The 18,034-nt window shown below is 71.9% G+C and carries 15 protein-coding genes, 1 tRNA gene and 1 pseudogene; 6 read left to right on the plus strand and 11 right to left on the minus strand.

Annotated elements, in window-relative coordinates:
• Nucleotides 1–17: 17 nt before the first annotated feature.
• From KSED_RS08955 to KSED_RS14635, 5 genes are all read right to left on the minus strand, one after another.
• Complete coding sequence (locus tag KSED_RS08955) at nucleotides 18–281, minus strand: hypothetical protein (RefSeq protein ID WP_015779771.1); 264 nt, start codon at nucleotides 279–281, stop codon at nucleotides 18–20.
• Complete coding sequence (locus KSED_RS08960; protein ID WP_015779772.1) at nucleotides 274–732, minus strand: hypothetical protein; 459 nt, start codon at nucleotides 730–732, stop codon at nucleotides 274–276. Before KSED_RS08960 ends, KSED_RS08955 begins: the two co-directional genes overlap by 8 nt.
• Nucleotides 729–1,835: an MraY family glycosyltransferase gene (locus KSED_RS08965; protein WP_015779773.1), complete on the minus strand. Its 1,107-nt coding sequence runs from the start codon at nucleotides 1,833–1,835 to the stop codon at nucleotides 729–731. Before KSED_RS08965 ends, KSED_RS08960 begins: the two co-directional genes overlap by 4 nt.
• Before the next feature lie 69 nt (nucleotides 1,836–1,904).
• Nucleotides 1,905–3,182, minus strand: coding sequence for a serine hydroxymethyltransferase (gene glyA / locus KSED_RS08970; protein ID WP_015779774.1), 1,278 nt, complete (start codon nucleotides 3,180–3,182; stop codon nucleotides 1,905–1,907).
• Nucleotides 3,179–4,501 (minus strand): L-threonylcarbamoyladenylate synthase, encoded by a 1,323-nt coding sequence (locus KSED_RS14635; RefSeq protein WP_015779775.1) that lies wholly within the window; start codon nucleotides 4,499–4,501, stop codon nucleotides 3,179–3,181. The genes glyA and KSED_RS14635 overlap by 4 nt, the downstream gene beginning before the upstream one ends.
• Before the next feature lie 83 nt (nucleotides 4,502–4,584).
• On the opposite strand from KSED_RS14635, the gene KSED_RS08980 reads away from it, so the two are divergent.
• Nucleotides 4,585–5,286 (plus strand): pentapeptide repeat-containing protein, encoded by a 702-nt coding sequence (locus KSED_RS08980; protein ID WP_015779776.1) that lies wholly within the window; start codon nucleotides 4,585–4,587, stop codon nucleotides 5,284–5,286.
• Nucleotides 5,287–5,323: 37 nt separating this feature from the next.
• On the opposite strand, the gene prmC is transcribed toward KSED_RS08980, so the two are convergent.
• From prmC to rpmE, 3 genes are all read right to left on the minus strand, one after another.
• Nucleotides 5,324–6,250 (minus strand): peptide chain release factor N(5)-glutamine methyltransferase, encoded by a 927-nt coding sequence (prmC, locus tag KSED_RS08985; RefSeq protein ID WP_015779777.1) that lies wholly within the window; start codon nucleotides 6,248–6,250, stop codon nucleotides 5,324–5,326.
• Between the two features lie 3 nt (nucleotides 6,251–6,253).
• On the minus strand, nucleotides 6,254–7,327 hold the full coding sequence (gene prfA, locus KSED_RS08990) for a peptide chain release factor 1 (RefSeq protein ID WP_015779778.1): 1,074 nt from the start codon (nucleotides 7,325–7,327) through the stop codon (nucleotides 6,254–6,256).
• Nucleotides 7,328–7,397: 70 nt separating this feature from the next.
• The gene (rpmE, locus tag KSED_RS08995; RefSeq protein ID WP_015779779.1) at nucleotides 7,398–7,613 is read right to left on the minus strand and encodes a 50S ribosomal protein L31; all 216 of its coding nucleotides are present in this window, start codon (nucleotides 7,611–7,613) and stop codon (nucleotides 7,398–7,400) included.
• A gap of 297 nt (nucleotides 7,614–7,910) precedes the next feature.
• Between rpmE and KSED_RS09000 the strand changes: the two genes are divergently transcribed.
• Complete coding sequence (locus KSED_RS09000; RefSeq protein WP_041290916.1) at nucleotides 7,911–8,366, plus strand: NfeD family protein; 456 nt, start codon at nucleotides 7,911–7,913, stop codon at nucleotides 8,364–8,366.
• Nucleotides 8,367–8,433: 67 nt separating this feature from the next.
• A complete protein-coding gene (locus KSED_RS09005; protein WP_015779781.1) occupies nucleotides 8,434–9,684 on the plus strand; it encodes an SPFH domain-containing protein in 1,251 nt (416 codons plus the stop codon).
• A 103-nt stretch (nucleotides 9,685–9,787) separates the two neighbouring features.
• Here the strand turns inward: KSED_RS09005 and KSED_RS14190 are convergent.
• The 3 genes and pseudogenes from KSED_RS14190 to argS all read right to left on the minus strand — a co-directional run bounded on the left by KSED_RS14190 (nucleotide 9,788) and on the right by argS (nucleotide 15,124).
• Nucleotides 9,788–10,845 (minus strand): annotated as a pseudogene (locus tag KSED_RS14190) (glutathione S-transferase family protein).
• A gap of 91 nt (nucleotides 10,846–10,936) precedes the next feature.
• Entirely contained in the window at nucleotides 10,937–13,102 is a 2,166-nt protein-coding gene (gene rho, locus KSED_RS09015; RefSeq protein ID WP_015779782.1) for a transcription termination factor Rho, read from the minus strand.
• 378 nt (nucleotides 13,103–13,480) lie between these two features.
• A complete protein-coding gene (gene argS, locus KSED_RS09020; protein ID WP_015779783.1) occupies nucleotides 13,481–15,124 on the minus strand; it encodes an arginine--tRNA ligase in 1,644 nt (547 codons plus the stop codon).
• A gap of 81 nt (nucleotides 15,125–15,205) precedes the next feature.
• Between argS and KSED_RS09025 the strand changes: the two genes are divergently transcribed.
• The 3 genes from KSED_RS09025 (at nucleotide 15,206) to KSED_RS09035 (ending at nucleotide 18,034) form a co-directional block, all read left to right on the plus strand.
• Nucleotides 15,206–15,277 (plus strand) — tRNA-Arg (locus KSED_RS09025).
• 339 nt (nucleotides 15,278–15,616) lie between these two features.
• A complete protein-coding gene (locus KSED_RS09030; RefSeq protein ID WP_015779784.1) occupies nucleotides 15,617–16,537 on the plus strand; it encodes a putative endonuclease domain-containing protein in 921 nt (306 codons plus the stop codon).
• Between the two features lie 510 nt (nucleotides 16,538–17,047).
• A complete protein-coding gene (locus KSED_RS09035; RefSeq protein WP_237699522.1) occupies nucleotides 17,048–18,034 on the plus strand; it encodes an ABC transporter ATP-binding protein in 987 nt (328 codons plus the stop codon).

The raw sequence follows: 18,034 nt of genomic DNA on the forward strand, positions 1-18,034 counted from the left end.
ACGATGCTTCGTCGTTGTCAGGCGTCACCATACCTGAGGATGAGCACGTACATGGACAATCCCACCCCGGTGAGGATCGACACCGGCATCAGCCACCTCCAGCCGGTGGCCCACTCGAGCACCCAGCCCAGGCCCGCGAAGGCCGCGATGCTGGTGAGCAGCGTGGCCAGGACGGCCATGCCGAGGTCCGCGCCGCGACTGCTGCCGCCGCGCCAGGCCTCTTTCTCCCACTCGCCCTCCGGCTCGTCGTCACCCACCCAGGGGCCCTTGTACTCAGCCACGACCTGCCCCCTCGGCGGCGTCGTCGTGGCTCACCGCGGCGTCGCCCACACCGGGAGCACCGGGATCCACGAACACCATCGCGTGGCGGCCGGCGACGTAGCCCTGCACCACGCCGGCCTGCCAGGCGATGACGGCGAGCCCACCCACCAGGGCGAACACGAGACCGTCGGACCACGGCACGAGGAAGACCGCAGCGGCGAAGATGCCGACCTGCAGGAAGAAGACCAGTAGCGCCATCGGCACCACCAGGGCCGGCGCCCCGTCCAGCACGGTCCGCACCATCACCAGCCCGGCGGTGAGCACCATCATCGTCACCAGGCAGACCCCGGCCGCGGTCACCGCACCCTCGGGGCCACGGGTCCACAGCGCGGTCGGGACGGACACGGCCAGCACCAGCAGCGAGGCCAGCGGGCCACGCACCAGCATCAGGCGCCACGGGTCACGGTTCACGAGCCTCCTCCGTGGGCGACGTGCCGCCGCGGCACCACCCAGGTGACCAGGGCCGCCAGCACCACCAGCGACACCAGCAGCAGCAGGGCGGCCCACTCCGGGGCGAAGTTGAAGGCCAGCACTCCCCCGGCGACGCCACCGGCCCACAGGTACATGGTCAGGACGGCCGACCGGTGGGAGTGGCCCAGCCGCAGCAGCTGGTGGTGCAGGTGGCGCGCATCGGCGTCCCACGGCTTCTGCCCGGCCCGGGTGCGCCGTACCACCGCCAGCACCATGTCCACCAGCGGCACGGCGATCACGGCCACCGGCAGCGCCAGCGGCAGCACCACCGCGGCGGTCTGCGAAGGCGTCCCCACGGCGGCGGGGTCCACCGTGCCGGTCAACGAGATGGTGGCTGCGGCGACCAGCAGCCCCAGCAGCAGCGACCCCGCATCACCCATGAACAACCGGGAGGGGTGGAAGTTGTGGGGCAGGAAGCCGGCGCACACCCCCACCAGGACGGCCGTGATGAAGGTGGCCGTCGAGAACACGTTCGGGGGGTCGTAGGTGTGCGAGAGCTCGTAGCTCCACACGAAGAAGGCCGCCGAGGCGATGCCCACCATGCCCGCCGCGAGTCCGTCCAGACCGTCCACGAAGTTCACCGCGTTCATGGTGGCCACGACCAGCAGGATGGTCAGCGCCAGCGAGACCGGGCCCGGCAGGACCGTGTAGCCCTGGATGGGGAGGCTCACCAGCGTGACGCCGAACGCTGCCAGCACCGTGGCCGCCGCGAGCTGTCCTCCGAGCTTGAGCGCCCAGTGCAGGTCCCACCGGTCGTCAGCCGCCCCCAGCAGGCTGACCACGACCGCGGCCAGCAGGATCCCCTGGATCTGGGTGTCGGCGAAGATCTGGCTGAGGTAGGGCAGGCGCGCGGCCATGAGCGTCGCCGCGAGCAGACCCGCCAGCATCGCCAGTCCCCCCAGGCGGGGCTTGGGCATCACGTGGACGTCGCGGCCGCGCACCGGTGTGATCGCCCCGGCGCGGATGGCGAACCAGCGCACCAACGGTGTGATCGCGAAGGTCACCGACCCGGCGATGAGCATGATGAGGAGGTATTCACGCACCGAAGGACACCTCCTGGGATCGGGCAGGGGTCAGCGGCCGCCGCATCGGGTGCGGCGGCCGCTGGTCCCTCAGCGCTTGTATGCGGGGAACTCGGCGGTCAGCTGGTCGACCTGGGCACGGATCTCGCGGGAGACGGCTCCCTCGCGGTCCCCGTCGCCCTGGGTGACGGCCTTGGCGATGAGGTCGGCGATGGTCTGCATCTGCTCGACACCCATGCCCTGGGTGGTGACGGCCGGCGTGCCCACACGCACGCCGGAGGCGAGCATCGGGGGCGCCGGGTCGAACGGGATGGTGTTCTTGTTGAGCACCAGGCCCGCGGCGTCACAGCGCGCCTCGGCATCCTTGCCGGAGACGCCCAGCCCCTGCAGGTCGTGCAGCGACAGGTGGGTGTCGGTGCCGCCGGAGATCGGCCGCAGGCCGTGCTCCCCCAGCGCGCCGGCCAGCTTCTTGGAGTTCTCCACCACCGCGGCGGCGTACTCCTTGTAGGCCGGCTGCATGCACTCGTGGAAGTTGACCGCCTTGGCGGCGACGGCGTGCATGAGGGGGCCACCCTGCATCATCGGGAAGACGGCCTTGTCGATCTTGCTGGCGTGCTCCGCCTTGCAGACGATCGCGCCACCGCGCGGGCCGCGCAGCACCTTGTGGGTGGTGAACGAGACCACGTCGGCGTGGGGCACCGGAGAGGGGATCACGCCACCGGCGACCAGGCCGATGAAGTGCGCGGCGTCCACCCAGAAGATGGCACCGACCTCGTCGGCGATGGCACGGAAGCGCTCGAAGTCGATCAGGCGCGGGATGGCCGAGCCGCCCGCCAGGATGATCTTGGGGCGGTGCTCCTTGGCCAGGCGCTCGACCTCGTCGTAGTCGATGTGCTCGGTCTCGGCGTTCACGCCGTAGTGCACGGCGTTGAACCACTTGCCGGAGAAGCTCACCTTGAACCCGTGGGTGAGGTGGCCACCATGGTCGAGGCTCATGGCCAGGATGGTGTCGCCGGGCTTGGCGAACGCGCCGTAGACGGCCTGGTTGGCCGAGGCCCCCGAGTGCGGCTGCACGTTCGCGTGGTCGGCGGCGAAGAGCTCCTTGGCGCGGGCGATGGCCAGGTCCTCGGCCTTGTCGACCTCGGAACAGCCGCCGTAGTAGCGCTTGCCGGAGTACCCCTCGGCGTACTTGTTGGAGAGCGTGGACCCCAGCGCCGTCAGCACGGCGGGGCTGGTCTGGTTCTCGCTGGCGATGAGCTGGATGCCCGTCCGCTGGCGCTCCAGCTCCGAGAGCAGGATCCCTGCCATCTCGGGGTCCTGCTGCTCCAGCATCGCGTAGTCCGGACCGAAGAAGGGGGTCTCGCTCATCGTGTGCTCCTGTCGTCGTTGACGGGGTCGTTCGGCGCGGCGTCCTCCACCGCGTGGGCGTCGTGCGCCCGGCCACCGTGCAGCCTACGCGCCGGGCTGTCCTGCACCTCGTGACCAGCGGTGTCCACGCCGACGACGTCGAACTCCTGGCCCACCGGCACCGCGACGGTGCGCAGGGTGGAGGCGGTGGGCTGGTGCACCTGGGCCACCCCGTCGTCCTGGATGGGGTGGGCGTCGCCCCGCTCGGCGTCCGCACCGGGGGCGTGCTCCGCCTCCCGTGCGGCCCCCGGCTCGTGGGCAGCGTCCGCGGGGTCTGCGGGCTGCGCCCAGAGGCTCGTCGCACCGGTCGAGCGGCCGGGACCGGCCGGGGTGGTGGGAGTGGTCGGGGCGTCCGTCTCGCCGCCGGCCCGCTCGCGCCGCTCCAGCTCGGCCAGCCAGGCCTCGTGCTCGGCCTCCTCGCGGCGCCCGGCCTCCTCGTCCTCGTCGTCGATCTCGTCGCCGATGACGGGCACGTCGTCCGGGCTGCCCACCGGGGCCTCACTGGTGGGGCCCTCACCGGTCGGTCCCCCGTCACCGGCGGGGGCCGGGGTCGTGGAGCGACCGGCGGCCTTGAGCTCCTTCTCCAGGGCCTCCCGGTCGGCGGCGGGCTCGGGCTCGGCCGGCGAGAGCCGCAGGTGCACGTCGGGGCCGATCACCTCCTCCAGGCGCTCCACCGACAGCGCCCCCAGGCGCAGGATCACGGGGCTGGGGCGGGTGCAGTCCACGATCGTCGAGGGTCGGTTGCCCGCGGTGGGGCCGCCGTCCAGGTAGACCTCCACCGCCGACCCGAGCTGGGTCGCGGCCTCCAGCACCGAGGTGGCCGCCGGCTGACCGGTGACGTTGGCACTGGTCACGGCCAGCGGGCCGGTGCGGGTCAGCAGCCGCAGGGCCAGGTCGTGGTCCGGCATCCGCAGGGCCACGGTGCCGTTGGTCTCCCCCAGGTCCCACTGCAGGGAGGGCTGCGCCTGCACCACGACGGTGAGCGGTCCGGGCCACAGCTCGCGGATGAGCGTCTTGACGTAGGGCTGCAGGGAGGTCGCCAGCCCGTCGACGGTGCGCACCGAGGGCACCAGCACCGGCGGCGGCATGGCGGCGGAGCGCTGCTTGGCGGCCAGCACGTTCGGCACGCCGTCGGGGTGGAAGGGGTCGGCAGCGACGCCGTAGACGGTGTCGGTGGGCATCACGATGACACGCCCCTCGCCGAGCGCCTCGGTCGCGGCGCCGAACGCCTCGTCACGCTGCTCGTCCGTGGGGTCGGTGCAGTCGAACACCGGGCTCATGCCTGTCCTCCTGTGTGGGCTCGGGGCAGTCTGTCACGCGCGGGCGATCGCCCCGGAATCCCAGCCGGTGCGAGGATCGGCCCATGACCCCGGAACGCCGACCGAGCACCCGCGACCCCCGCTGGACCGACCGGGCCCTCGGGGAGGCCGAGGTGCGGGAGGCCGCCCAGACCGCCGCCCACCTACTGCGGTGCAGCCTGGAGGAGCTGGACCTGCGCGGCACCGAGCTGTCCGGCACCACCTTCGAGGAGTGCTCGGCGGTCGGCAGCCGGTTCGACCACGCCACCGCCGACGGCGTCACCGTGACCGGGGGCAGCTGGACCGGCACCCGGTGGGAGGGCGCCGACCTGTGCGACGCCCGGTTCGATGCGGCGGACCTCACCAACGCGGTGTTCGACAAGGCCTTGCTCACCGGCGCCAGGTTCACCGGCAGCCGCCTGAGCGGGGCCAGCCTGCGGGAGACGCGGGGCATGGGCTTCACCCTCAGCGGCGGGACGGCCTTCGCCGTCGACCTGACGGGGGCCGGGCTCTCCGGCAACGCCTTCGCCGGGGCGCGCCTGACCGATGCGGTGCTCCGCGGCACCGACCTGCGGGGCGCCACCTTCGACGGGTGCGACCTGCTCGGCGCGGAGATCGAGGGCGCGGACCTGGTCGGGGCGGACCTGCGGGCGGCGGGGCTGCCGGAGGACCTCCCCCTGACGGCTCTGGGGGGTGCCGTGCTGACGCCGGGTCAGCTCTCCCGGTTGGCCGCCGCCCAGTGGGGCATCGTCGTCGCGGAGGTCTGACCACCCCGGCGGCGCGCTGTGGGGCGTGCAGGCGGGCTCAGCCGCGGCCGGGCCAGCGCGCCTCGACCACCCGGGGACGGCCGGCGAGGTCGAGGTGGTCGGCCAGCTGGTCGAACCCGATCTCCTCCAGGGCCCGGGGCAGCGACTCCCCCTGACTGTCGTCGTGCTCCATGAGCAGCCAGCCCCCGGGGCGCAGCAGGACGCGAGCGTGCCGCGCCAGCTCCACTGGCAGGACGAGCCCGTCGGCCGATCCGCCGTAGAGCGCCTGCCGGGGGTCGTGCTCGCGGGCCTCGGGCTCGAGCGGCTCCGCGCCCTCGGGAACGTAGGGAGGGTTGCTCACCACGACGTCCACCAACCCTTCCCGGTCGACGAACTCCTCCCGCGCATCGCTCACCCTGAGGTCGACGGTCACCCCGACGGCCTCGATGTTCCGCTCGGCGTACTCGGCCGCCCGGGGGTCCTGCTCCACCGCGCGCAGGGTGGCGGTGGGCACCGCCTGCCCCGCCTCGGCCCGGTCCGCCAGCCGCCGGGCGAGCCCCAGCACCACGGCCCCGCTGCCGGTGCAGAGGTCCACCACCTCGACCTGCGCCTCAGGGCCAGCCCCACCGGCGAGCGCCAGCACCCGCTCGGCCGCGAGCTCCACCAGCAGCTCGGTCTCCGGCCGAGGCACGAACACCCCCGGCCCCACCTCGAGCCCCAGCCCGGCGAACCAGGCGGTCCCGGTCACGTGCTGCAGGGGCTCCCGGGCCTCCCGCCGCTGCACGCCGGCCTCGAAGCGTTCCCTCCGCGGGTCGTCGCCGGCCAGCGCGTGCCCCAGTAGCACCCGACGGTGCAGCTCCCCCGGCTCGCAGTCCAGGGCGTGGGCGAGCAGGGCGGCGGCGTCGGCCGCGGGGCTCGGGCACCCCGCATCGGCCAGGCGGGTGGTGGCGGACCGCAGCAGGGCGTCCAGGGCGACCGGCTCCACGGCTCAGCCCTCCCCGGCGAGCAGCTGGGCCTCGTGGTCGGCCACCAGGGAGTCGATCACCGCATCGAGGTCCCCGTCCAGCACCGCCGGCAGGTTGTGCGCCTTGTACCCCGTGCGGTGGTCGCTCACCCGGCTCTCCGGGAAGTTGTACGTCCGCACCCGCTCGCTGCGGTCCACGGTGCGCACCTGCGCGCGGCGGGCCTGCGAGACCTCCGCCTGGGCCTCCTCCAGCGCCATCCGCCGCAGCCGGGAGGCCAGCACCCGCAGGGCCGCCTCCTTGTTCTGCAGCTGGGACTTCTCGTTCTGGCAGGTCACGACCACGCCGGTGGGTAGGTGCGTGAGGCGGACGGCCGAGTCGGTGGTGTTGACGCTCTGCCCACCCGGGCCCGAGCTGCGGTAGACGTCCACCTTGAGGTCGGCCGGGGCGATCTCCACCTCACCGGGGTCGTCGACCTCCGGCAGCACCAGCACCCCCACCGCCGAGGTGTGGATGCGCCCCTGCGACTCGGTGACCGGCACCCGCTGCACCCGGTGGACTCCCCCCTCGAACTTCAGCCGCGCCCACGGTGCGTCGCCCGGCTCCCCCGCACCCCGGGCCCGGATCGCCACCCGGGCGTCCTTCACCCCGCCCAGGTCCGATGCGGTGGACTCCAGCACCGTGGCCGCCCACCCGCGACGCTCGGCGTGGCGCAGGTACATGCGCACGAGCTCGTGGGCGAAGAGGGCGGACTCCTGACCGCCCTCCCCTGCCTTGACCTCGAGGATGACGTCCCGGTCGTCGTCCGGGTCGCGGGGCACCAGGGCGCGGGTGAGGGCCTCCTGCGCGGCCTCGAGCTCCTCGACCAGGGCCGGCAGCTCGGCCGCGAAGTCCGGCTCCTCGGCGGCCAGCTCGCGGGCGGCGGCGAGATCCTGCTCGGCGGCCTCCCGGCGGGCGGCCGCACGGGCCACGGGCTCGAGGGCCGCGTAGCCCCGAGCCGCGGCGCGGAAGCGTGCCGGGTCACCGACCACCTCCGGCCGGGCCATCTCGGCCTCGAGCCGTGCGTGCTCGGCCAGCGCCTCGCCCAGTGCCTCACTCATCGTCACGTCCTCCTGCGGACATGATGATGGCCGGGGACCCCCGTGGGGTACCCGGCCATGACCAGATGTCTCAGTTGCCGGCCTTGTTGCCGTAGCGCTGCTGGAAGCGGGCCACGCGACCACCGGTGTCCAGGATCTTCTGCTTGCCGGTGTAGAAGGGGTGGCACTGGCTGCACACGTCCACGCTCATGCGGCCGCCGTCGGCGGTGCTGCGGGTCGTGAAGGTGCTGCCGCAGGTGCACACGACCTCGGTGGTGTCATACGCGGGGTGAATGTCCTTGCGCATGGTGTCTCCTTGCTCAGGGGGTGATGCCCGGGTCGTCCGCGTGCCCGTGTGGACGGATCGCCGCGTGCCGCTGCTGAGGTGCCCATCTCGACGCACTGGTCATGACCTACTGGTCACGACGTGCTGATCAGGATGACCAGCAGGAGGCGTGACGTGAACCGGACGCAACGACCTATTGTGCCACTGCCGTGCCCTGCCGCCAAACGGGCCCCGGGACCACCCTCGGCAGCGTGGTGCGGGACACGTCCACCTGCGGGCCCATGTGTGCCGGACCACACGCGAACTACAGTTCATCGCATGGTGGACTTTCTCCAAGAATCTCCGTGGTTGTGGTGGCTCGGCGCCGCCCTCGCCTTGGGCGCCGTGGAGATGATGACACTCGACTTCATGTTCCTGATGCTGGCGATCGGCGCCCTCGTGGCGATGGTCCTGGCCGCCCTGGGCCTGGGTTTCACCGGCCAGGTGGTCACCTTCGCCCTGGCCTCGCTGCTGCTGCTCTTCCTCGTGCGCCCGGTGCTCAAGCGCCGCCTGTTGGAGAACACCCCGCTGGCCGTGACCAACGCCGCGGCGCTGAAGGGCCGCGACGCCCTGGTCACCGAGCCCGTCACCGAGCTGGCCGGCACCGTGAAGCTCGCCGGTGAGACGTGGACGGCCCGCCCGCAGTGGGACGGTGAGACCTTCGCCATCGGCGAGCGCGTCCGCATCGCCCGCATCGAGGGTGCGACGGCCCGCATCGAGCGCCTCGCGGCCTGACACACGCCGGACCCCTCCCCGAGTCCCCGACCCGACCGAACGACCGACCCGTCCCCAAGGAGGAGACGTGCCCGAAGTCATCACAGCAGTGGTCCTGATACTGCTGCTCCTGTTCGTCGTCGTGGTGCTGGTGCGATCGATCATGATCGTGCCGCAGGCCACTGCGGTGATCGTGGAGCGCCTGGGCCGCTACAGCAAGACGCTGGACGCCGGCCTGAACCTGCTCATCCCGTTCGTCGACAAGTCGCGCGCCCGCGTCGACCTGCGTGAGCAGGTCGTCAGCTTCCCGCCGCAGCCGGTGATCACCAGCGACAACCTGGTGGTCTCCATCGACACCGTCATCTACTTCCAGGTCACCGACCCGAAGTCCGCCACCTACGAGATCGCGAACTACATCTCGGGTATCGAGCAGCTCACGGTCACCACCCTGCGAAACGTGATCGGTTCGCTGGACCTGGAGCAGACCCTGACCAGCCGCGACCAGATCAACGGCCGCCTGCGCGGCGTGCTGGACGAGGCCACCGGCCGCTGGGGCATCCGCGTGAACCGCGTGGAGCTCAAGGCGATCGACCCGCCGCCCAGCGTGCAGGACTCGATGGAGAAGCAGATGCGCGCCGAGCGTGACCGTCGCGCGGCCATCCTGAACGCCGAGGGTGTGAAGCAGTCGCAAATCCTGACGGCCGAGGGTGAGAAGCAGGCAGCCATCCTGACCGCCGAGGGTGACGCGCAGGCCTCGGTGCTGCGCGCCCAGGGTGAGTCGCGCGCCATCATGCAGGTGTTCGACGCCATCCACCGCGGCAACCCGAACAGCAAGGTCTTCGCCTACCAGTACCTGCAGGCGTTGCCCAAGATCTCCGAGGGCGAGGCGAACAAGATGTTCTTCTTCCCCAGCGAGATCACCGACGCGCTCAAGGGCGTGGGCGGCGTGCTGGGCGGCCAGCCCGGGCTCGACGACGGGCGCGGTTCGGTCCACGAGACCAACACGATGGGCGAGCCGATGACGCTCGACATCGAGGAGACCAACCTGGAGGACCCGGCCGAGGCGCTGCGCAAGGCGCGCGCAGAGGCCCGTGGCGCCACCGACGAGGTCGCCGACTCGGCCACCGCTCGACGCGGTTCCGCTGCGGGCATGGGCGGTCTGGGCGGCTCCACCCCGGCAGGTGGCTCGGCCATCCAGAGCAACCCGGGGCTGGACACGCACGCGGACGACGAGCCGCAGCGCAACTCTCCCATGCGGGACGACCAGCCGGGCCGTGAGCCCGGTCAGGGTGGCCAGCAGTGGCCGCAGGACGGCCCCGAGGGTCGCCCGCAGGGCTGACACCGGCGCCCACCCGGCAATCGACGAAGGGCCGCTCCCGCACAGTGCGGGAGCGGCCCTTCGGGCTGTGGGGGTGCCGGTCGGCCCGGTCGGCCCACCGGGGTCAGAGCGGCGTGTTCTCCGCCGGGACCTGCTCCGATGCGGGGACCGGCCCCGGCGCGTGCCGGCACCGAACGGCGAGCCGCCGAGCTCCTCGCGGCCGTGGGGCTCGAGCAGCCAGGCCATGTCCGGCCCCGCGGGCACGATGCCGGTGGGGTTCACCTCGCGGTGCACCTCGTAGTAGTGCTGCTTGATCTGCTCGAAGTCCGTGGTGTCGCCGAAGCCCGGGGTCTGGAAGAGGTCCCGCAGGTAGGCCGAGAGCACCGGCATCGCCCGCAGCGTGGAGCGGTTGCACTTGAAGTGCCCCTGGTACACCGGGTCGAAGCGCACCAGCGTGGTGAACAGCCGGATGTCGGCCTCGGTGATGTGCTCGCCCACCAGGTAGCGGCGGTCGGCCAAGTGCTCCTCCAGCCAGTCCAGCGCCGTCCAGAGCCGGTCGTAGGCGTCCTCGTAGGCCTGCTGGTCGGCCGCGAAGCCGCAGCGGTAGACGCCGTTGTTCACCTCGGTGTAGATGCGCTTCATGATCGGGTCCATCTCGGCCCGCAGCGCCTCGGGGTACAGGTCCGGCGCCCCCTCGCGGTGGTGCGCGGTCCACTCGCTGGAGAAGTCGAGCGTCAGCTGTGCGAAGTCGTTGGTGACCACTTGCCCGGAGGCCACCTCCACCATCGCCGGGACGGTGATGCCCAGCGGGTAGTCGGGCACGCGGGCGTTGTAGCACTCGCGCAGCCGGTGCACCCCGAGCACGGGGTCGAGGCCGTCGGGATCGAGGTCGAAGTTCCAGGAGGCCTCGCCGTGCACGGGGTGGGCCAGGCCCAGGGAGATGACCTCCTCCAGGCCCAGCAGGCGGCGCACGATGACGGTGCGGTGCGCCCACGGGCAGGCCCGTGCGGCGACCAGCCGGTAGCGGCCGGCCTCCACCGGCCAGGTCATCTCCCCCACCTTCTCGCCGGTCGGGCCGGGGGTGGGGGCGTCGGCGGAGATGCGGTCGGCGAGGTAGCGGGTGTCTCGTTCGAAGGCGCCCTCACTGGACGCGTTGCGGGCCGGGGCCTCATCCGTGGTCATGTGTTCACGGTAGGCCCCGGCCCGGTCCGGCGGGTGAGGCGGGCTCACCCCATCAAGGAGGGATGAGGTGAGCTCACCCCATCGAAGAGGGTCAGTCCTCCTCGTCCTCCAGCTTGATCGAGGAGGTCTGCTGCACCTGCATCAGGAACTCGCCGTTGCTGCCGGTCTTGCGCATGCGGTCCAGCAGCAGCTCGATCGAGGCCTGGCTGTCCAGCGCGGAGAGCACGCGGCGCAGCTTCCAGACCACCTTGAGCTCCTCGGCGTTGAGGAGGATCTCCTCCTTGCGGGTGCCCGAGGCGTTGACGTCCACGGCCGGGAAGATGCGGCGGTCGGCGAGCTGGCGCGAGAGACGCAGCTCCATGTTGCCGGTGCCCTTGAACTCCTCGAAGATCACCTCGTCCATCTTCGATCCGGTCTCCACCAGCGCCGTGGCGAGGATGGTGAGCGAGCCACCGTTCTCGATGTTGCGCGCGGCACCGAAGAAGCGCTTCGGCGGGTACAGCGCCGAGGAGTCCACACCACCGGACAGGATCCGGCCGGAGGCGGGCGCCGCGATGTTGTAGGCGCGGCCCAGACGGGTGATGGAGTCCAGCAGCACCACCACGTCCTTGCCCATCTCCACGAGACGCTTGGCGCGCTCGATGGCGAGCTCGGCCACGATCGTGTGGTCGTCGGCGGGACGGTCGAAGGTGGAGGCGATGACCTCACCGGCGACCGTGCGCTGCATGTCGGTGACCTCCTCGGGGCGCTCGTCCACCAGGACGATCATGAGGTGCGCCTCGGGGTTGTTCTCCGTGATGGCGTTGGCGATGGCCTGCAGGATCATCGTCTTGCCGGCCTTCGGCGGGGCCACGATGAGGCCGCGCTGGCCCTTGCCGATCGGCGCCACCAGGTCGATGATCCGGTTGGTGTAGTTCTTCTGGCCGTTCTCCAGGCGCATGCGGTGCTGCGGGTAGAGCGGCGTGAGCTTGCCGAACTCCACGCGGCGGCGCGCATCCTCGGGGTCCAGGCCGTTGACCTGGTCAACCTTCACCAAGGCGTTGAACTTGTTCTTGTTCGCCTTCTGGTTGCGGCGGCCCTGCTGCGGGGTGGGCGTCGAGTTGTCGTCCTCGAGGTCGTGACGCGGCTTGATGCGGCCGATCACGGCGTCACCCTTGCGCAGGCCGTGGCGCTTGATCATCTGCATGGGCACGTAGACGTCGCTCGGGCCGGGCAGGTAGCCGGTGGTGCGCACGAACCCGTAGGAGTCGAGCACGTCCAGGATGCCGGCGATCGGCACCAGGTCGGCGTCGTTGTCCTGGCCGCCGCGGTTCTGGTTGCGGTCCTGGTTGCGGTTCTGCTGGCCACCGCCCTGCTGGTCCCCGCGGTCCTGGCGGCCGTCGCGGTCGCCCCGGCCGTCGCGGTTCTGCTGACCGCCCTGCTGATCGTCGTCCCCACGACCGCGGCCCCGGTTGCGACGGTTGCGGCGGCTGCGGCGTCGTCCGCCGCGCTCGTCGTCCTCGTCGTCGCCGCCCCGGTCCGGTCCGTTGTCCCCACGGCTGTCCTGGCCCTGACGGGGGTCGTCCTGGGCGCGGTCGCCCCGGTTGCCGCGGTCCCCGCGGGACTCGCGCTGCTGGCCGTCCTGCTCGTCGCGGTCCTCGCGCTGGCCCCGGTCGTCGCGCTCGTCGGTCTGCGGTGCCTGCTGGAACTGCTGCTCACGCTGGGTGCGGGCGTCGTCCTGCTGGTCCCGGGAGCTGCGGTCGTCCTGGCCCTGCTGGCCGCGCGCACCGCGCTCGTCCTGCTGGTGGTCGTCCTGCTGGCCGTCCTGACCGGACTCGCCGCGGGTGCGGCCGCCACGGCGACCACGACGGGTGCGGCCGGAGCCGCCGTCGCTGTCGTCGCCCTCATCGGACGTGTTCTGGGTGCCGCGCGTCCCCGGGGCGTCCTGGACGTCCTCGGGGGTCGACGCGGCCGCGTTCTCGGGGGCGTCGGAGGTCGTGGTGCCGGCGGTGGGAGCCTGCCCCGCATCGCTGGTGGCGCGGGTGCGCTCACGGCGGGGGGCGGCCTGCTCGGCCTGCTCGGTCTCCCCACCCTGTGCGGCCGCGGACGGCTGGGCGGACCCGGCGTCCACGCGCGCCTGGCGGATCTCGGCGACCAGGTCCCCCTTGCGCTTCTTGGTGGTGTCGATGCCCATGCTGGCGGCCAGCTCCTGGAGCTCGGCCAGGCGGAGAACGCTCAGGGCCGTGGAACGCTTCGGGTTCTCGGCCGGCTGGGTCATGTCAATCATGCATGTCCTTCCAACCTGCGCCAGAGGGGCGCAGAAGTGATGGATTCGGCGCGACGCCAGGCGCGCCGTACGGCGCGGGGACGGTCGTGCTCGGTTACTGGCCGATGAGGATCGCCGTGCTGGCGAGCGGTCGTTCAACCGGGTTCGTCATCACAGTCGGATCAGACCCATGCGACTGCGTGGGATCCGCGGGACGACCCTCGGGCCGGGAGATGCCGGAGTGGAACGAGTGTTCCTGCCGACGCTCGTCACACTATCACCGGCCGAGACGCCCCGGGGCACCCCGTGCTGCGAGCACGCCGGGCAGTGTTGGGCGGGCTTGTCGGCTCAGCCGGCCGGCGGGGACGCTGCGGCCAGCTGAGCCGCGGCTCACATGCGCTCGGGCGCCGAGACCCCCAGCAGGTCCAGCCCACGGCGCAGCACCACGCCGGTGGCGTCGTTCAGCATCAGCCGGCTGCGGTGCAAGTCGGTGACCTCCTCACCGTCGCGCGGGCGCACGCGGCAGGCGTCGTACCACTTGTGGAAGGCACCGGCCAGGCCCTCGAGGTAGCGGGCCACCCGGTGCGGCTCACGCAACTCGGCGGCCTGGGCCACCACGCGCGGGAAGTCGCCCAGCGCGGCCAGCAACGTCGCCTCGGTGGGGTCATTCAGCAGGGACGGGTCGAAGCCCTCGGCGCGGCTCACCCCATCGGCGGCGGCGAGGCGCGCGACGTTCGCGGTGCGCGCGTGGGCGTACTGCACGTAGAAGACCGGGTTGTCGTTGGTCTGCTTGCGCAGCTCCTCGCCGTCGAGCTCCAGCGGGGTGTCCGCCGGGTAGCGGCCCAGCGAGTAACGGATGGCGTCGGCGCCGATCCACTCGAGCATGTCGCGCAGGTCCACCACGTTGCCGGCGCGCTTGCTCAGGCGGGCACCGTTGATGCTGATGAGCTGGCCGATGCGGATCTCGATGTCCTTGGCCGGGTCGTCACCGGCGGCGGCGCTGATGGCCTTGAGGCGGTTGACGTAGCCGTGGTGGTCGGCGCCCAGCAGGTAGATCTTCTCGGTGAAGCCGCGGTCCTTCTTGCTGAGGTAGTAGGCGGCGTCGGAGGCGAAGTAGGTGGGCTCGCCGTTGGCGCGCACCAGCACGCGGTCCTTGTCGTCGGTGAAGTCGGTGGTGCGCAGCCAGACCGCGCCGCCCTCCTCGTAGACGTGGCCCTGCTCGCGCAGGCGCTCCACGGCCTTCTCCACCAAGCCGCTGGAATGCAGGCTGGCCTCGGAGAACCAGACGTCGAAGTGCACGCCGAAGGCGTCCAGCGTGTCCTTGATCTGCTGCAGCATCATCGGGTAGCCGAGCTCGCGGGCAGCGGTGACAGCCTCGTCCTGCGGGAGCTCGGCCAGGTCGGGGCGCTGCTCCAGCGCGGCGGCGCCGAGCTCCTGGACGTACTCGCCGGGGTAGCCGCCCTCGGGGGTGGGCTCGCCCTTCGCCGCGGCTAGGACGCTGGCGCCAAACTTGTCCATCTGGGCGCCGGCGTCGTTGATGTAGTACTCGGCGGTGACGTCGGCGCCGCTCGCGGCGAGCAGTCGCCGCATCGAGTCGCCCAGGGCGGCCCAGCGGGTGTGGCCGACGTGCAGGTGGCCGGTGGGGTTGGCCGAGATGAACTCGAGGTTGATGGTGTGGCCAGTCAGGGCGTCGTTGTTGCCGTAGGTGGCGTCCCCCTCGACGATGGTGCGGGCCAGCTCACCAGCGCTCGCCGCATCGAGGGTGATGTTGAGGAAGCCGGGGCCGGCGATGTCGACGGCGGCCACCCCCTCGGCCTCGCGCAGGCGGGCGGCCACGATCTCGGCGAACTCGCGCGGGTTCATGCCGGCCTTCTTGGCCAGCTGCAGGGCGATGTTGCTGGCCCAGTCGCCGTGGTTGCGGTCCTTGGGTCGCTCCACGCGCACCTCGGCCGGGATCTCGACGGCGATCTGTCCGTCGGCGACGGCCGCCTCGAGGGCGGCGGTGATGGCCTGGGCGAGCTGCTCGGGAGTCATGCGCGAACCCTACCGAGGTGCGCTGGTAGGGTGTCCCCTCGGTTCATCAGTCCGGCTCTTGGCCGGTTGTGTGGACACCGTGCCCCCGTAGCTCAGGGGATAGAGCACCGCCCTCCGGAGGCGGGAGCGCAGGTTCGAATCCTGCCGGGGGCGCACGGAACGCAGGCCCCGGTCCACCACGGACCGGGGCCTGCGGCGTGCTTGGGGTGGTGCGGTGGCGGCGCCCAGCTCGTCAGTCGTCGCAGATTGCACGGCGTTCGTCGCACATTGCACCGTGCGCCCCCAAACCCTGAAATCTGCGACGCCACACGTGCAAAGTGCGACGACTCACTTGCCCAGCCCCAGCGTTCCCAGGCATCCACCGGCGCACGGCCCCGACCCCAGGCGCGTCCGTCCACAGCCGACGGTCCTGTCTGCCACGCGCGACGGCCCATCCACCGGCCCCACCATCCCCACGCCCGCAGAACTGCCGGCCCGACGAGGCTGCGGCCCATGAACACCGGCCCCCGCATACCGGACCCCCGGACAGAGCCGCCCGTCAACAGTCCGCAGCGCTTCCGCTACAGCGAGGGCATCGCGGCGGGGCTCACCCCGAACCAGCTCCGTCATCGCGGCTGGCACGTTCCGACCTTCGGCGCCCGCGCCCGCACCATCCCCAGCTCAGCCGCCGAGGACCTCCTCGCCTTCTGGCAGGGCATGCCTTCACGCACCGCATTCAGCTGTGACTCGGCCGCCGTCCTGCTGGGAATCCCCACCCCCTACCGGGCACGCGCCGGCGACCCGGTCCACGTTCGCCGCGAAGGCCACCTGCGAGCGCGACGCCCGCGCCTCATCGGCCACGGGGGCCTCGAGCACCGCCAGGTCGAGACCGTCCAGGGCGTGGCAGTCACCTCCGCGCCGGACACCTGGCTGGACCTCGCGGCTCCGGGGCACTGGGGCCTCCAAGCGCTCGTCGTTGCCGGTGATGCTGTGGTCAATCGGTGGACAGGCTCACCACCGGAGAGCCTCTCCGAGGTCCTGCAGCGCCGGCCCAGGTCTCCGGGGCACCGCATCGCACGGCAGGCACTGGCCTACATCCGTACCGGGTCGCGCTCCCCCACCGAGTCACAGGTCCGCTTCTGGATGATGCTCAAGGGACTTCCCGAGCCGCTGCTGAACCACACCGTCCTCTCCGATGCGGGCGCGTTCGTCGGCGAGGTGGACTTCGCTTGGGAGGAGCACCGGCTGGCGGTCGAGTACGACGGCGGCTACCACTACGCCGACCCCGAGGCGCTGCAGAAGACGCTCCGCCGCCGCGAACGACTGATGGATGCGGGCTGGCACCCCATCACCCTCACGAAGCAGGATCTTCGTCGCGGCCCGGACGCTCCGTGGCTGGCGGACCTCGCCCAGCGGCTGCTCCCTCGACAGTGAGCCGCCGCAGGCCGGGACGTACAGGATCGGGCGCCGAGGCGGTGTCCGCATTGGTGCTCCTGAGTCGTCGCAGATTGCAGAACAGTCGTCGCAGATTGCGCTGAGACCCCCGATTCTGTGCAATCTGCGACGCCTCAACTGCAATCTGCGACGACTGAGGGTGGCGCGCCCGACCGTTGGCGATCAGTCACGCCGGGCGCCCGTCACCGGGGGGGGCATGCGCCGGGCACCGGAGGTGAGGCACCGGTGCCTGGGCCGGGGAGCTGGCACCGGGGGGCACCGGGGGCCGGGGAGCTGGCACCGGGGGGCACCGGGGGCCGGGGAGCTGGCACCGGGGGGCACCGGGGGGCGCGGCCGGGCAACCACTCCACCCACCGGATCCCCCCACGGGATGACGGATGTCACCCCGAATGGTCCCCCAGTTCACACTCCGGGACCACGGGGCGGTGATCTGATGAACCAGTACCCAGACCACGGCTCCCGTGAGCCCTCCACACCCATGGGGGTGACATGAGCACTGCGATGACAGACCAGGCGCCCGGGCCCGCAGCCCCGCAGCCCACCGGGCCCGCCCACGGCCACGGCGGCCAGGGCGCCCGCGTCGAGATCCAGAACCTCTCCAAGCACTACGGCAGTTTCCGCGCCGTCGACGACCTGTCGTTCACGGTCGAGCCCGGCCGCATCACCGGCTTCCTGGGCCCCAACGGATCGGGCAAGACCACCACGTTGCGCATGCTGCTGGGGCTGATCCGCAAGACCAGCGGCACCGCCACCATCGACGGCCGGGACTACCGGTCCATCAAGCGCCCGCTCCACACCGTGGGCGCAGCCCTGGAGGCCACGAACTTCCACCCGAACCGCTCCGGTCGCAACCACCTGCGCACCATCGCGGCCACCCACGGCATCCCCGACTCGCGCGTCGACGAGCTGCTGGAGCTCGTGGGCATCCCCGGCGCCGCCCGCAAGAAAGCAGGCGGCTACTCCATGGGCATGCGCCAGCGACTCGGCCTCGCGACGGCCCTCCTGGGCGACCCCCGCGTGCTCGTCCTCGACGAGCCGGCCAACGGCTTGGACCCGCAGGGCATCCGCTGGCTCCGCGGCGTCCTGCACCACCTGGCGCACGACCAGGGCAAGACCATCCTGGTCAGCTCGCACATGCTCTCCGAGGTACAGCAGACCGTCGACGACGTCGTGATCATCGCCAACGGGCGCAAGATCGCCGCCGGTCCCCTCGCGGAGCTGGAGGGCACCACCGGCACCCGTGTCCGGACGCGCGACCCGCAGGCCCTGGCGGCCGTCCTGTCCGACCGCGGCACCCGCGCCACGGTGCTCGAGGACGGCCATCTGGACATCGAGAGCGAGGACGCCGAGTTCATCGGCGACACCGCCCTGGCAGCCGGTCAACCCATCTACGGCATGTCCACCACCCGCAGCGACCTCGAGGAGATGTTCGTCCGTCTCACCGAGCAGCACGGCAACCGCAACGAGGAGGCCTGA

It is taken from the genome of Kytococcus sedentarius DSM 20547 (assembly GCF_000023925.1).
Taxonomy (GTDB): domain Bacteria; phylum Actinomycetota; class Actinomycetes; order Actinomycetales; family Dermatophilaceae; genus Kytococcus; species Kytococcus sedentarius.